Origin of the sequence: Rhodoferax potami (genome assembly GCF_032193805.1) — a bacterium.
GTDB lineage: Bacteria > Pseudomonadota > Gammaproteobacteria > Burkholderiales > Burkholderiaceae_C > Allorhodoferax > Allorhodoferax potami_A.
This window is the reverse complement of sequence record NZ_JAVBIK010000001.1, coordinates 2,356,197-2,371,889: the sequence shown is the minus strand read 5'-3', so window position 1 is coordinate 2,371,889 and position 15,693 is coordinate 2,356,197. Positions and strand designations below refer to the sequence as shown.

Below are 15,693 nucleotides of genomic sequence, written 5' to 3'. Positions count from 1 at the left end.
TCGTTGCAATCGGTGGCTCAGGTCGGTTTGTGCAGTGAGGAGTAACCGGTGTCCCTGAGCAGTTCGCGGGCAATAATCAGTTGCTGCACCTCGGTGGCCCCCTCATAGATCCGCAGGGCCCTGATCTCGCGGTACAGGCGCTCAACAGGCACCTCAGAGACCACCCCCATGCCACCCCACAGCTGGACAGCCGCATCGATGACATGTTGAGCCCCCTCGGTGCTCACCATCTTGGCCATAGCGGCCTCCTTGGTTACTGGCCGGCCCTGATCCCGCTGCCAGGCAGCCCGGTACACCAGCAATGCAGAGCTGTCGATGGTGGTAGCCATCTGGGCAAGCTTGGCCTGGGTGAGCTGAAAGTCGGCCAACGTCTGGTTGAACATCTTGCGCTGCGTGGCGCGATGCAAGCCTTCAGCAAGCGCCCGCCGGGCAAAACCCAACGCCGCTGCGGCAACAGACGTGCGGAACACATCCAGGGTCCGCATGGCTACCTTGAAGCCCTCGCCCGCAGCGCCGATACGCTGGCTCAGAGGAATACGACAGTTGTCAAAGCGCAGCGTCCCCAACGGGTGGGGTGCCATGACATGAATCCGCTCGCTCACCGAAAAGCCCGGTGTATCCGCATCGACAATAAATGCACTGATACCTCGCGCGCCGGGCGCTTCTCCAGTGCGCGCAAACACCACATAAAAGTCTGCGATGCCACCATTGGAAATCCATGTCTTGCAGCCCTGCAGCACCGCGTGGTCACCCTCGACCCGCGCAGCACACTGCATTGCAGCAACATCCGAGCCGGCCTCGGGTTCCGACAGTGCAAAAGCAGCAATCGCGTCACCGCGGGCCACACGCGGAAGGTAGGCCTCTTTTTGCGCAGGGCTTCCCGCCAGGCTGATAGCACCAGAGCCCAAACCCTGCATGGCAAACGCGAAGTCCGCCAGACCGGAGTGACGCCCCAGCGTTTCACGGATCAGACAAATACTGCGCGTGTCCATGCTGTCCTGCGCACCGCCATAGGCCATGCCGCCCACCGCGTGGCGAAGCCAGCCCCCTTGCCCCAAGGACCGGACTAGCGCACGGCATGCGGCATCCACATCCGCCTCGTGATGCTGCGGCACATGGTTCGTCGCCCAGTCATCCAGCGCTTGCGCCAGATGTGCGTGGTGCTCCTCAAAGAAGGGCCATTGGAGATAACTCGTGTCGTACATGTCAGCCCCTCAGTTGCCCTGGAACACCGGTTTCTGCTTGGCCACAAATGCCTCGTAGGCTCGATTGAAGTCCTCGGTCATCATGCACAGCGCCTGGGTTTGGGCCTCTGCTTCAATGGCCTGGTCCACCGACATACTCCACTCCTGATGCAACATCGTCTTGGTAAGACCATTAGCAAAAGTTGGGCCTGATGCGAGCTCAGCAGCCAGAATCTGCGCTTGCTCCGAAAGAGCTTCCGGCAAAACTACACGGTTGAAAAAGCCGCTGCGCTCTGCTTCGTCCCCACCAATAGATCGACCTGTCAGCAACCACTCGCTGGCCCGCCCTTGGCCAATGATGCGCGGCAACATTGCGCAGGCCCCCATATCGCACCCGGCCAGCCCCACCCGGTTAAACAGGAAAGCTGTTTTGCTGCGTGCTGTGCCGAGCCGCAAGTCCGAGGCCATGGCCATGATGGCGCCAGCCCCCGCACAAATGCCGTCAATGGCGGCTATCACCGGTTGCGGACAAGCCCGCATGTTCTTGACGAGGTCGCCCGTCATCCGGGTGAACATCAACAACTCGGGCATCGCCAGTTGCATCAAGGGGCCAATGATTTCGTGCACATCCCCCCCGGAGCAAAAATTGCCGCCGGCCCCTTGCAGCACCACCGCATGCACATCGGTGGCATAACGAAGCTGTGCAAACACATCACGCAGTTCGGCATAGGACTCAAACGTCAGCGGATTCTTGCGCTCCGGACGATTCAGCGTGATGGTGGCCACTCCTTTGTCACAGGTCCATGCGAAATGCTGCGCGGCATACCCTGCCATGGTGCGGCGGTTGCCTGCCACCAAGGCAGGATCAATATGGGTCGATGTGTGCTTGCTCATAAAAATTCTTGGTTGGGAATCACGATGCAGCGCCGGAGGTGCCGCTCAGGGAGGAGGCCTGCTTTTCCATGACATGTACGCGCAAATGGCCCAGCTGCTGGTACATCTGCGCAAGGGCGGGCGAGCCCAGGCACGCGAACAACTCCAAAATCCATTGCTCATGCGCTTGCGCCATGGTTTCAAACTGGGCTCGCCCCGTCGGCGTGAGGTGCACGATCCAGGAGCGGCGATCGGTCGGACTGCTGGCCCGTGCCACCCATCCATCCCGCTCCAACTCATCGGTCAGGCCGGTTACGTTGGCACCTGTCACCATCAAATGACTGGAAAGCTCTTTCATGCGCAACCCCTCAGGGGCACGATAGAGCTGCGCGAGGTAGTCAAAGCGAGGCAGACTGGTGTCGAACTGGACCCGCAAACGGCGACGGATTTCGGCCTCAATCTGGTGGGTGGACGACAGCAAGCGCAACCAGAGTTTCAGCGCTGCATGGTCATCTTTGGCAGTGCGCGCTTCGTAGCCCAACTCGTCCGCGGCGTTCAGCAAATCCAGGCTGGTGTCTTTTTTCATAGGTCTCTTGTTTTAGTGCATCACTTCACCACCGCTGACTGCGATGGCCTGACCGGTCATGGCCGATGCTCCGTCTCCGCAAAGCCAACGCACCGTATCGGCCACCTCTGCCGGTTGCACAATGCGGCCCTGCGGGTTCCCAGAGGCAAACTCTGCGCGCGCCTGCTCCTCGGTGCGGCCGGTCTTGGCCATCACATTGGCGATGCTGTCGCGCAGAATGTCGGTTTCGGTGTAACCGGGGCAGACGGCGTTCACGGTGACACCTTTTTTGGCGTACTCCATTGCCAGCGAGCGGGTCAAACCCACCACGCCATGCTTGGCTGCGCAATAGGCGGCTACATAGGCGTAGCCCACCAGCCCTGCCGTACTCACCACGTTAACAACTCGTCCCCAGCGGGCCGCCACCATGTCGGGCAGTGCAGCCTGCGTGCAATGGAAAGTGCCGGTGAGATTGACCGCTAGCATCTGCTGCCACAGCGCTGCATCCGTTTTGGCGAATGGTGCGCTGTGTGCCTGGCCTGCGTTGTTCACCAGCACCTCCACCGGGCCGAACCGGGCCTTCGCAGCGACAAAGGCAGCAGCCACGGACGCGGCATCCGCCACGTCAGCTTGCACGGCATGCATGCCATCGGGGTAAGGGGCGGCAACCGCCTGCAGTACCTCCAGCCGGCGCCCCACAATGGTGACCCGCATTCCAGCGGCCACCAACGCCAGTGCGATGGCCTCACCAATGCCACTGCCGCCCCCGGTTACCAGGGCGTGCCGTGATGGAGATGCGTCGGTTCGCGTCATCGCTTAGGCCTCTGCTGCGCGGGCTGCCGACGCTTGGGCTTGTGCCGCTTGTGCGCGTTCGCGCTGGAAGATGGACTCCATCTGCTGCTTGCCTGCACGGTACTGCTTGGGCCAAGGCTGCGGCGTGTAGCCGATCTTGGCAGCCTCGGTCAGTGTCCAGGCAGGGTTGGCCAGGTGCGGCCTTGCTACCGCACACAAATCTGCCCGGCCCGCAGCGAGGATGCTGTTGGCATGGTCGGCTTCGCTGATAGCACCGACTGCAATCGTCGGAATACCAGCCTCTTGACGGATACGGTCTGCAAACGGCGTTTGGAACATACGGCCATAGACAGGCTTTTCCTTCTTGCTCACCTGCCCTGAAGAGCAATCGATCATGTCTGCGCCGGCCTCTTTGAAAGCGCGGGCTACCGCGACCGCGTCGGCCGGTGTAATCCCGCCCTCCACCCAATCATGGGCCGAGATACGTACAGAGATCGGCTTTCCTTGCGGCCAGACACGGCGCACGGCACGGAACACCTCCAGGGGATAGCGCAGCCTGTTGGCAAGGCTGCCGCCGTAGGCATCGCTACGGGTGTTGGTCAAAGGCGAAATAAAACTTGAGAGCAGGTAACCATGGGCGCAGTGCAGCTCCAGCCAATCCGCCCCCGCCTCATCTGCCATGCGTGCGGCCGCAACAAACTGGGCAGTAACAGCATCCATGTCCTCGCGTGTCATGGCTTGGGAGGTTTGGCTCACCCCCTCCAGGTACTGGTAGCCCGAGGCGGCCAGCAAAGGCCAGTTTCCCTCGGGTAGCGGGTGGTCGATACCGCCGCCCTCCCACGGGACACAGGTAGAAGCCTTGGCTCCGGCATGACCGAGCTGAATCCCAAATTTCGCATCCGATTGGGCGTGAATCCAGTCTGCAATACGGCGCCACGCGGCGAGGTGCTCGGGTGCATACAAGCCGGGGCATCCCGGAGTGATGCGTCCTTGGGCTGACACACATGCCATCTCCGCGAACACCAAACCGGCGCCGCCCAAGGCCCGTGCGCCGAGGTGCACCAGGTGGTAATCCGTGGGCGCACCATCCACTGCCAGATACTGTGCCATCGGAGACACCACGATGCGGTTTTTCAGGGTGACGTCGCGCAGGGTGTAGGGTGTGAACATGGGCGGTGGAGCCGGACGCTCCGCCGGCACAGCCAGACCAGCGCGATCCGCAAACCAGCGCTCAAACTCGCCCAGCCAACGGGCATCACGCAGGCGCAGGTTTTCGTGGCTGATGCGCTGGCTGCGGGTCAACATTGAATACATGAATTGCGGCCCGTCCAGCTGGTCGCAATAACGCTCCCCGCAAACCTCAAACCACTCCATCGCATTCCACGCTGCGTTTTGCAAACGCAACACATCCACATTGCGCTCGGTCTGGTACTGCGCCAAAACGCCCGGAATGACATCGCGCGTTTGACCATGACTGCGAAAAAGGTTGGCCAGCACAATGGCATCTTCAATCGCCAGCTTGGTGCCCGAGCCGATGGCGAAGTGCGCGGTGTGAACCGCATCGCCCATCAACACCACATGGCTGTTGCCATTGAAGGTGTGCCACTGCTCGCACTTGACGCGCTGGAAATTCAGCCACGCCGAGCCGCGCAAGTGGCGGGCATTGGTCATGAGCTTTGCGCCACCGAGGGTCTTGGCAAACAACTGCTCACAGAAGGCAATGCTTTGCTCCTGGTCTGCCTGGTCCAGGCCGTGAGCCAGCCAGACGTGCTCCGGGCATTCGACAATGAAAGTGGTGGTCTTGTCGTCGAACTTGTAGATGTGGGACTGGAACCAGCCGTGCTCCGTCTTTTCGAAGGCGAAAGTAAAAGCATCAAACAACTTGTGGGTGCCCAGCCAGATGTAGCGGTTGGGCCGCACCACGATATCGGGTTTGAAAACATCCTGGTACTTGCTGCGAATGCGGGAGTTGATGCCGTCGCTGGCGATGATGAGGTCAGCATCCGGGTAGTCCTGGTCACCTTGGGCTTCCATCTCAAACACCAGCTTCACACCCAGCTCTTCGCAGCGCGCCTGCAGAATGTTGAGAAGCTTCTTGCGGCCAATGCCTACAAAGCCATGGCCTCCGGAGCGGATGCGCTGCCCCTTGATCTCCAGCTCAATGTCATCCCAGTGGTTGAAGGCCTGCTGTATCTCGGCCGCCGTTTGCGGATCGTGGATGCGCATGTTGTCCATGGTGGCATCCGAAAACACCACGCCCCAGCCGAAGGTGTCGTAGGGCTTGTTGCGCTCTATCACCGTGATGTCGTGCGCCGGATGGGCCTGCTTCATGAGAAGCGCGAAATACAAACCCGAGGGCCCGCCGCCTATGCACACGATCTTCATCTTTTCTCCTTGATGACGGGGCAAACGAATATTTGCCCGAGCGCTTGATCTACTTTAGTAATGAATAGTTTAAAAGTAAAGTACTTTCGCTGAAAAGTGCGCTCCTGAGTTACCCTAGGGCAGCACCGCAGTCCCGCTTTAGACTGTGCTCCACCATTTTTCAAACCTCTAGCACCATGCTCTACCGCGACTTTGACACCCAGGCGCAGATCGACGCGCAGTACAACCCCTCCATCGCGCTGCCCGACCCGTCTGCGCCCGGCAAGCACTTTGCCGCGCAGGCCGAAAAAGCCCGCAGCACCCTCAAGCACCATGCGGGCATCCCCTTCGGCCCCACGGTGCATGAGACGCTGGACATCTTTCCGGCGGACGTGCCCAACGCTCCGGTCTTCGTGTTCATCCACGGCGGCTACTGGCGTGCCTTCCAGAGCAAAGACTTTCATGGCGTGGCCCTGGGCCTGCACGCCAGCGGCATCACCACCGTGGTGGTGAACTACGCGTTGGCGCCGTTTGTCACGATTGACGAGATCACCCGCCAGTGCCGCGCAGCCGTGGCCTGGACGCTGCGCAACATCCAACACTACGGTGGCGACCCGACCCGCGTGGGCGTGGGCGGCCACTCCGCCGGCGGCCACCTGGGTGCCATGTGCCTGCAAACTGCCTGGGACACCGACTACGGCCTGCCACGCGACCCGCTCAAGGCGGGCTTACTGTTCAGCGGCCTCTATGAATTGGAACCCCTGCGCTACAGCTACCTGCAACCGATGATCCAGCTGGATGACGGCATCATCCGCCGCCAGTCCCCCACGCCCAACCTGCGCGCGTGCCCTACGCCTACCTGGGTGATCTGGGGCGGCCAAGAGTCGGGCGAATTCGCTCGCCAGTCCACCGGCTACCGGGATGCGGCAGTGGCATTGGGCAACCCGGTGGAACTGAGCGCCATCGAAGGTGCCGACCACTTCACTGTGATCCACGGGCTGGAAGACGCCACCAGCCCGGTGTGCCGCTGGCTGCACCATAAGCTCACTGCCTAAGCCGCCATATTCAAGCCAAATATGGCGCTAGCGCACATAAAACATGCGCTAGCAGCTATCAATACCATAGCAAATTACCCTGCGATTGGTGGCCGGCGGCGGTCCTCGCGCAGGGCATGGCTGCGCAGGTAGCTCACCCACTCGTCCAGGGGGATCGGGCGGCTGAAGCAGTAGCCCTGCAACTCGTCGCAGCCCAGCGCCGTCAGGGTCTGGGCGGTGGGCAGGTTCTCCACGCCTTCCGCCACCACCTTCAGGCCCAGTGTGTGGCCCAGCGCAATCACCGCGTGCACGATGGCGGCATCGGCACTGTCTTCCAGCATGCCCAACACAAACGACTGGTCGACCTTGAGCTTGTCGATATCAAAGCGCTTAAGGTAGGCCAGGCTGGAGTAGCCGGTGCCGAAGTCGTCAATCGCTACCTTCACGCCCAGCGCCTTAAGGGCCGCCACTTTTTGTTGGGCAGCGACCGGGTTGTCCATCAGGTGAGACTCGGTGAGCTCCAGCTCCAGTTGGGCCGGGGGCATGCGGGTATCGCGCAGCACCGCAATCAGCTGATCCACCAGCTCCGGGTCGGCCAGCTGGGCGACCGACAGGTTGACCGACAGCTCCAGCCCCTTGCAGACGCCTTGGGCCTCCAGGGCCATCCAGTTACGGCATGCTTCGCGCAGCACCCAGGCGCCTATGGGTTTGATCAAGCCACTTTCTTCGGCCACATGGATGAACTCGCCCGGCGGCACCTGGCCCAGCAGCGGGTTTTTCCAGCGCAGCAGGGCCTCGGCACCCTGCACCTTGCGGGTGCGGGCGTTCAGCCGCGGCTGGTAGTGCAGGCTGAACTCGTCATTGGCCAGCGCCTGGCGCAGCTGGGTCTCCATGGTCTGCCGCGCCAACACCCGCTGGTCGGTCTCGGGGGAAAAGAACCGCGCCATGTCGCGGCCGGCTGATTTGGCCTCGTACATGGCCGCATCGGCACGGCGCATCAGCTCATCCTGGTCCAGCGCGTCATCGGGAAAGAGGGCCACGCCCACACTGCACGACACCGAGAGCACATGGCCATCGACCGTTGCGGTCTGGCGGATGGACGGAATCAGCCGATCATTGACCAAGGCGTGCAGCTCATCCAGGTCGCCCACATGGCGAAGCACAATCACAAACTCGTCGCCGCCCAGGCGGCTCACAGTGTCATCGGTGCGCACTGCGGCCGACAGGCGGCGCGCCACGGTGCGCAGCAGCCCGTCGCCAATATGGTGGCCCAAGGTGTCATTGATGGCTTTGAAGCGATCGAGGTCGATAAACAGCACGGCTACCTTCTCGCCGCTGCTGCGCGCACTCACCAGGGCTTCGCCCAGCCGCTGCTGGCACAGGGCGCGATTGGGCAACTCAGTCAGCACATCGTGTTGGGCCAAAAAGCGGATGCGCTCTTCTTTGGCCTTGCGGTCGGTGATGTCGATGGAGATGCCGATGTAGTTCACCACCTCGCCGCTGGTGGCACTCTTGTGCACCGAAGACACCATCAGCCAGGCGGGATAGGTATCGCCGTTTTGTTTGCAGAAGCGCACTTCGCCTTGCCAGTCGTTGTGGCTCTCCAACTCGGACCAGACCGCGTCTTGCGGGGTCTGCATCACAAAGCTCAAGTCGCGGCCCAACGCCTCGTAAATGTCGTGCCCGGTGCTGCGGCAGAAGGCATGGTTCACGCTGATGATCTTGCGGCTCTCGTCCATGATGATGATGCCCTCGCTGGAGGCTTCAAACACCTTGGCCCACAGCTCGAGCCGCTGCTCCATCACCTTGAGCTTGTTGATCGGGGTGAACGCGGTGAGCACCGCGTCGCGCCCCTGGTAGTTCAGCCGCCGGGCGGACAGCACCGCCCACGACGGGGTGGCGCCGCCGTGCCAGCGCACCTCGAACTCGTCCACTGCATCAAAGTCAGCCAAACGTTGGAAAAAACGCCCGCGCACCCCCGGCTCCAGGCCATGGCGCCACGGGTCATCGGTGCGGCCGCCTAACCAAGGTCGGGCCGGGGTGTTGACGTGCAGCACCTCGTGGTCCGGCACCGAGGTCACCACAATGGGGATAGGAAAGGCCTCCACCAGCTCGCGCTGGGCCTCTGCCGCGCGAGCGCTGGCAGCCAGCTCTTGCTGCACCAGGCGATCGCGGTCCAACTGCGCCAGCATGCCGTTGAATGCGGAAAAGAGTTGGCCGATCTCATCACGGCTGTGCCACTCGGCCCGCAAGGTGTAGTCCGCGTTGCGCCGCACATCGTGGGCGACGCGGGCCAAGCCCTGCAGGGGCTTGGCGATCTGGCTGGCCACCAGATACACCAAGCTCAAAATGCAGCCTAACAGCAGCAAGGCCGTGCCCAGGTGGATCCACATGCGCTGAAACAAGGTATCCACCCGCTGGGTCAGCAAGAGTTCTAACTGCGCAATACCGGTCTGCCAGCTCACCGACAGGTCTTGCAGTGCCTGCTGGGAGCTCGCATCGAGACGGTCTATCTGCTCGGGTGTGATGTTGGCGGTGTTGATGTCCCGCACAGCGCGGGTGAACTCGACCAGCGACTGTTGCAGCGCGTCGCGCCCCGGCTTGAGCGCCGCCCGCAACTCGGGCGTGCCGGCCAACCAGGCTTGCTCGTAGTCCGACTCCAGACCCTGCTGCACCGCATCCAGCCGGCCCAACACCGTGAGCAACTGGGCGTTGGGGCTGAAGCCGCGAACCCGATTATCCCAATGGCGCATCAGGTTGTGGGTGTCCAACATGACTTGCAGCAGCTCCGGCAGGCGCAACAGGGTCAGCGACATCACGTAGTAGCTGTCGAGGTCCGGATCCAGAATCAAATTGGATTGATTGCCCACAACCGTGAGCAGGTCCCGGGCTTGTGCCACCAAAAGACCGTGCTCGGGCGCCGATGGGGTTGCGGCGAGCATGGCGTGCAGGCGGGCCGAAGGGCCGCCGGTGTTGAGTTGGCTGTCGTAGTCTGCCTGCGCCAGCTCCATGGCTTGGAGGGCATGCGCCCGGGCGGCCGGGGCGTTACCCGGAGCGGCGAGGATGGTGTCCATCACGTTGTGCCGCACCACCTCGGTGTAATTGGCGCCCACAATTTCTTTGCGGGCAAAGTCGATGGCGAGGTACTTTTCGTGGATCAGGATGCCGGAGACATAGATGACCGCCGTCAGATCCAGCAGATAAATGAGTGTGAGCTTGCGCCCGACACTCAAGCGCCCCAACCAGTGCGAAATTTTTGACAACATATGCAAGGCCCGATCCTCAGAGCCACCCGCCACGCGGGTTCCAACGGCTCAGGGCCTTGCAAGCAATAAGCGCACCAGAGGCTTACATATTGCGCCGGTACTGTCCGCCCACCTCAAACAGCGCACTCGTGATCTGGCCCAGCGAGCACACCCGCACCGCGTCCATCAACACCTCAAACACGTTCTGGTTGTCGATAACGGCCTGCTGCAACTTCTTGAGCATGGCAGGGGACTCCGCAGCGTGCAACGTGTGGAAGTCGGCCAGACGTTTGAGCTGGTTTTGCTTTTCGTCGTCGGTGCTGCGGGCGAGCTCCAGCTTTTCCATCACCTGGTCGCCATGCGGGTTGCGGAAGGTGTTCACGCCGATGATGGGCAGCTCGCCGGTGTGCTTGAGCATTTCGTAGTGCATGGATTCGTCTTGGATCTTGCCTCGCTGGTAGCCGGTCTCCATCGCACCCAACACGCCGCCACGGTCGGCAATGGCTTCGAACTCTTTGAGCACCGCCTCTTCAACCAGCTCGGTCAGCTCTTCGATGATGAAGGCGCCCTGGCTCGGGTTTTCGTTTTTGGCCAGGCCCCACTCGCGGTTGATGATGAGCTGGATGGCCATGGCGCGGCGCACCGAGTCTTCGGTGGGCGTGGTGATGGCTTCGTCAAACGCGTTGGTGTGCAGGCTGTTGCAGTTGTCGTAAATCGCAATCAGCGCCTGCAGCGTGGTGCGGATGTCGTTGAACTGAATCTCCTGCGCGTGCAGGCTGCGGCCGCTGGTTTGGATGTGGTACTTGAGTTTTTGGCTACGCTCGTTGGCGCCGTATTTCTCTTTCATGGCCACGGCCCAGATGCGGCGGGCCACGCGGCCCATGACGGTGTACTCGGGATCCATGCCGTTGCTGAAGAAGAAGCTCAGGTTGGGCGCAAAGTCGTCAATGTGCATGCCGCGCGCCAGATACGCCTCCACAAAGGTGAAGCCGTTGGACAGGGTGAACGCCAGCTGGCTGATGGGGTTGGCCCCGGCTTCGGCAATGTGGTACCCGCTGATGGACACGCTGTAGAAATTGCGCACGTTGTGGTGCACAAAATAGCTGGCAATGTCGCCCATCACCTTGAGTGAAAACTCGGTGCTGAAGATGCAGGTGTTCTGGCCCTGGTCTTCTTTCAGGATGTCGGCTTGCACCGTGCCGCGCACATTGGCGAGCACCCATTCCTTGATTTTGGCGACTTCGGTGTCCGTGGGTTCGCGGCCGTTGTCGGCCTTGAATTTGTCGATGTTCTGGTCGATGGCCGTGTTCATGAACATGGCCAGAATCGACGGCGCCGGGCCATTGATGGTCATGGACACACTGGTGCTCGGGCTGCACAAGTCAAACCCGCCGTAGAGCACTTTCATGTCATCCAGCGTAGCAATGCTCACGCCGCTGTTACCCACCTTGCCGTAGATGTCGGGGCGCGGGTCAGGGTCGTTGCCGTAGAGCGTGACCGAGTCGAAAGCGGTAGAGAGGCGCTTGGCCGCCATGCCGCTGGACAGCAGCTTGAAGCGGGTGTTGGTGCGGAAGGCATCGCCCTCGCCCGCGAACATGCGGGTCGGGTCCTCGCCCTCGCGCTTGAAGGCAAAGGTGCCTGCGGTGTAGGGGTAGCTACCGGGCACGTTGTCCAGCATCAGCCACTTCAGGATTTCGCCATGGTCCTCGTACTGCGGCAAAGCCACTTTGCGGATGGTGGTACCACTCAAACTTTTGGTGGTGAGTGCAGTGCGGATTTCTTTGTCGCGGATCTTCACCACGTACTCGTCACCCGCATAGGCTTTTTGCATCTCGGGCCACTGGGCCAGCAGCTTGCGCTCGGCCACGCCCATGCGCTCTACACGTTGATCGGCCAGATCCGCCACGGCTTGCACCGCGCCTGCTTTGTCGGGGTCCGACTCGCGCAGCATGCGGCCGCTTTCACGCAGTTGCTGGATTTCGCGGGCCAGCCGGGCTTGTTCTTTGGCGCGTTTCTTGTAGCCCCGCACCGTATCGCTGATCTCGGCCAGGTACCGGGTGCGCGCTGCTGGCACCACCGGCGTCTGGTTGGAGCTGTGACGCACGCTCACCCGGGGCAAACAGCCGTCCTGGAGCGACACGCCCAAGGCCTTAAGGCGTGGCAACACCGCTTGGTAAAGGGCGGTCACGCCATCGTCGTTGAAGCGGGCGGCCATGGTGCCGAACACCGGCATCTGCTCGGTGGGGGTGCCCCAGGCTTCTTTGTTGCGCTGCACCTGTTTGGCCACGTCGCGCAGCGCATCGCTGGCGCCCTTGCGGTCAAACTTGTTGATCGCCACAAACTCGGCAAAGTCCAGCATGTCGATTTTTTCGAGCTGGCTGGCGGCACCGAATTCGGGGGTCATGACGTACAAGGGCACATCCACATGCGGCACGATGGCCGCATCGCCCTGGCCGATGCCAGAGGTTTCGACCACGATCACATCAAAGCCGGCCACCTTGCAGGCTGCAATCACATCCGGTAGTGCCGCGCTGATCTCGGAGCCGAAATCCCGCGTAGCCAGGCTGCGCATGAATACCCGGGAGCCCTGCTGCCATGGCGAGATGGCATTCATGCGGATGCGGTCGCCCAAGAGCGCGCCCCCGCTCTTGCGGCGGCTCGGGTCGATAGAGATCACCGCGACGCGCAAAGCGTCGTTCTGGTCTAGCCGCAGGCGGCGGATCAGCTCATCGGTCAAGCTCGACTTGCCAGGCACCGCCGGTGCCGGTGATACCCACAACCGCTATCTTTTTAGTAGCTGCTTGCGCACGCATATCCTGCACCAGAGCCGGATTGAGCTTGGAAGCCTCTGCTGCCGTCAGCAGCTGGGACAGCGCGCGCCAACTGGCCTCTGTGTGGCCCTGAATCGCCGACAAATCGGTGGGTGCCAAGGCGGTGATGTCTTTGTCGCAGCGCATCACCATTTCGCCGATCATGCCGGCCAGCCCCATGCGTTGACCGTCTTCCGGGCTGTAAATGCGGGCCACGCCATACGCATGCAGCTCCCGGATTTCGGCCGGCACAATCACACCGCCACCGCCGCCAAACACCTGAATGTGCGAGCCGCCACGCTCACGCAGCAAGTCGACCATGTACTTGAAATACTCGACATGCCCGCCCTGGTAAGAGCTGATGGCAATGCCTTGCACATCTTCCTGCAGGGCTGCTGTGACCACCTCATCGACACTGCGGTTGTGGCCTAGGTGGATTACCTCTGCACCCATGCCTTGCAGGATGCGTCGCATGATGTTGATGGCTGCGTCGTGCCCGTCAAACAGGCTGGCTGCGGTGACAAACCGCACTTTGTGGGTCGGGCGGTAATTGGCCAGGGCTTTGTAGTCAGCAGACAGATCGGTCATGGGGTACTCACAAAGGGTTGCCGCGTGCAGCACGCGTGATTGACGTTTACGTAAACGTCAACTGTAAACCAATCACCCTCACGGTGGCTTACGGCCTGCCCTAGGGTAAGTACTTAGCACTGAGCGCCATTGGCTCTCGTCTGCGGTGCTGAATCCGGTAGAGTGCGACTTATCAAGACACTGCTTGCGGCACCATGACATTTCTCGCGCTGGACATCGGCAACACACGCCTCAAATGGGCACATTACGCATCCCCCCGCCCCGGCGCAGCCTTGTTGGCACAAGGTGCCGAGTTTCTGGAGAACATCGACAAGCTCGCGGATGGTGCCTGGAGCGGACTGCCCTCACCGCGCCATGTATTGGGGTGTGTGGTGGCTGGAGATGCCGTCAAACGCCGGGTACAAGAGCAGATGGACCTGTGGGATGTGGTGCCGCAATGGGTGGTCTCCAGCGAAGCCGAAGCCGGCTTGCGCAATGGCTACGACCACCCCACCCGCCTCGGGGCGGACCGCTGGGTCGCGATGATCGGGGCCTACCACCACATGCTGAGCCAAGGCCCGGCGCGCCCCATGGTGCTGGTCATGGTGGGCACAGCGGTGACGGTAGAAGCCATCGATGCGCAAGGCAAATTCTTGGGCGGGCTGATTCTGCCCGGCCACGGCATCATGCTCAGAGCACTGGAGTCCGGCACCGCCGGCTTGCATGTGCCGACGGGCGAGGTGCGTGATTTCCCGACCAACACCAGCGACGCACTCACCAGCGGCGGGACCTTTGCGATTGCGGGGGCGGTAGAGCGGATGGTGCAACACGTCAAAGCCCACTGCGGTGCAGACCCGGCCTGCATCATGACTGGCGGCGCAGGCTGGAAGATGGCCCCCAGCATGACCCGCCCGTTTGAACTGGTGGACAACCTGATTTTTGACGGCCTGCTGCAAATGGCAAAAGACCGCTATGCCGTTGAACTGACGCCTTGATGTCAGACGTCCGTCGCTAACCACTCTTCAGCCAAACGCACCCAGAAAGTAGCGCCCAAGGGCAGCAACTCGTCATTAAAGTCGTAGCTCGGGTTGTGCAAGGTGCAAGGCCCGGCGCCGTGGCCCATGGTGCGGTGGTCACCATCTCCGTTACCGATAAAGGCGTAGCAGCCGGGTTTGGCCTGCAGCATGAACGAAAAGTCTTCGGCGCCCATGGTGGGCTCCTGGGTGTAGACCTTGTCCGCGCCGACGATGCTCTCCATGACTTTGCGGGCAAATGCGGCCTCTTTGGGCGCATTAACCGTGGGCGGGTAGTTGCGCACAAAGGCAAACTCAACCCGGGTGTTGAACGCGGCGCACAGGCTCTCGCTCATCTCGCGCATGCGACGCTCAATCAGGTCCAACACTTCGATAGAGAAAGTGCGCACCGTGCCTTGCAGTTCGCAGCGGTCGGGGATGACGTTGGTGGCTTCGCCGGCGTTGATCATGGTGACCGAGATCACGCCCGCATCAATCGGCTTCACATTGCGACTAATGATGGTCTGAAAACCCTGCACCAGCTGGCAAGCCACCACCACCGGGTCGATGGCGTTGTGCGGAATAGCCGCATGGCCGCCCTTCCCCCGGATGGTGATCTTGAATTCGTTGCTGGACGCCATCACCGGGCCCGCGCTGGACGCAAAGGTGCCCGCTGCCATGCCCGGCCAGTTGTGCATGCCGAACACTGCTTCCACCGGAAACTGCTCAAACAAGCCGTCCTTGATCATCTCGCGGGCGCCACCGCCGCCTTCTTCGGCGGGCTGGAACACCAAGTACACGGTGCCATCAAAGTTACGGTGCTTGGCAAAGTGCTGGGCCGCTGCCAGCAGCATGGCGGTGTGGCCGTCGTGCCCGCAGGCGTGCATCTTGCCTGCATGTTTGCTGGCGTGGGCAAAGGTGTTGAACTCTTGCATGGGCAGGGCGTCCATGTCGGCGCGCAAAGCCAGTGCGCGGTTAGAGGTGCCGGCTTTCACAATGCCCACCACCCCGGTGGTGCCCATGCCGCGGTGGATCGGAATGCCCCACTCGGTCAGCTTCGCAGCCACCACATCAGCCGTGCGCACCTCTTGGAAACACAGCTCCGGGTGGGCATGGATATCTTTGCGCAGGGCCGCAATTTCGGGGGTGTTGGCAACTATGGGCTCTATCAGTTTCATGGCAAGTGTCCTCCGCGGGGACAGAAATGTCCCGTTTGTGTCATCGCAAGAGCATACGCAATTCGGTA

General features: G+C 61.7%; 9 protein-coding genes and 1 pseudogene. 2 read left to right on the top strand and 8 right to left on the bottom strand.

Annotated features, from left to right (window positions below; all coding sequences use genetic code 11):
* Window positions 1-17: 17 nt before the first annotated feature.
* Genes RAE19_RS11335 through RAE19_RS11315 form a run of 5 tightly spaced genes read right to left on the bottom strand, consistent with a single transcriptional unit; the run spans window position 18 to window position 5,799 of the window.
* On the bottom strand, window positions 18-1,205 hold the full coding sequence (locus RAE19_RS11335; protein WP_313874981.1) for an acyl-CoA dehydrogenase family protein: 1,188 nt from the start codon (window positions 1,203-1,205) through the stop codon (window positions 18-20).
* A 9-nt stretch (window positions 1,206-1,214) separates the two neighbouring features.
* On the bottom strand, window positions 1,215-2,078 hold the full coding sequence (locus RAE19_RS11330) for an enoyl-CoA hydratase family protein (RefSeq protein WP_313874980.1): 864 nt from the start codon (window positions 2,076-2,078) through the stop codon (window positions 1,215-1,217).
* 19 nt (window positions 2,079-2,097) lie between these two features.
* Window positions 2,098-2,643: a MarR family winged helix-turn-helix transcriptional regulator gene (locus tag RAE19_RS11325; protein ID WP_313874979.1), complete on the bottom strand. Its 546-nt coding sequence runs from the start codon at window positions 2,641-2,643 to the stop codon at window positions 2,098-2,100.
* 12 nt (window positions 2,644-2,655) lie between these two features.
* The gene (locus RAE19_RS11320; protein ID WP_313874978.1) at window positions 2,656-3,435 is read right to left on the bottom strand and encodes an SDR family NAD(P)-dependent oxidoreductase; all 780 of its coding nucleotides are present in this window, start codon (window positions 3,433-3,435) and stop codon (window positions 2,656-2,658) included.
* A 3-nt stretch (window positions 3,436-3,438) separates the two neighbouring features.
* Window positions 3,439-5,799: a bifunctional salicylyl-CoA 5-hydroxylase/oxidoreductase gene (locus RAE19_RS11315; protein ID WP_313874977.1), complete on the bottom strand. Its 2,361-nt coding sequence runs from the start codon at window positions 5,797-5,799 to the stop codon at window positions 3,439-3,441.
* A 176-nt stretch (window positions 5,800-5,975) separates the two neighbouring features.
* Between RAE19_RS11315 and RAE19_RS11310 the strand changes: the two genes are divergently transcribed.
* Entirely contained in the window at window positions 5,976-6,833 is an 858-nt protein-coding gene (locus RAE19_RS11310; protein WP_313874976.1) for an alpha/beta hydrolase, read from the top strand.
* 74 nt (window positions 6,834-6,907) lie between these two features.
* Here RAE19_RS11310 and RAE19_RS11305 read toward each other — a convergent pair whose 3' ends face one another.
* A complete protein-coding gene (locus RAE19_RS11305) occupies window positions 6,908-10,078 on the bottom strand; it encodes a bifunctional diguanylate cyclase/phosphodiesterase (RefSeq protein WP_313874975.1) in 3,171 nt (1,056 codons plus the stop codon).
* Window positions 10,079-10,160: 82 nt separating this feature from the next.
* Window positions 10,161-13,455: pseudogene (gene icmF / locus RAE19_RS11300) on the bottom strand (fused isobutyryl-CoA mutase/GTPase IcmF).
* Between the two features lie 194 nt (window positions 13,456-13,649).
* Here icmF and RAE19_RS11295 point away from each other — a divergent pair.
* Window positions 13,650-14,429, top strand: coding sequence for a type III pantothenate kinase (locus tag RAE19_RS11295; RefSeq protein WP_313874974.1), 780 nt, complete (start codon window positions 13,650-13,652; stop codon window positions 14,427-14,429).
* A 2-nt stretch (window positions 14,430-14,431) separates the two neighbouring features.
* Here the strand turns inward: RAE19_RS11295 and RAE19_RS11290 are convergent, their stop codons facing one another.
* The gene (locus RAE19_RS11290; protein ID WP_313874973.1) at window positions 14,432-15,625 is read right to left on the bottom strand and encodes a M20 aminoacylase family protein; all 1,194 of its coding nucleotides are present in this window, start codon (window positions 15,623-15,625) and stop codon (window positions 14,432-14,434) included.
* Window positions 15,626-15,693: the final 68 nt, after the last annotated feature.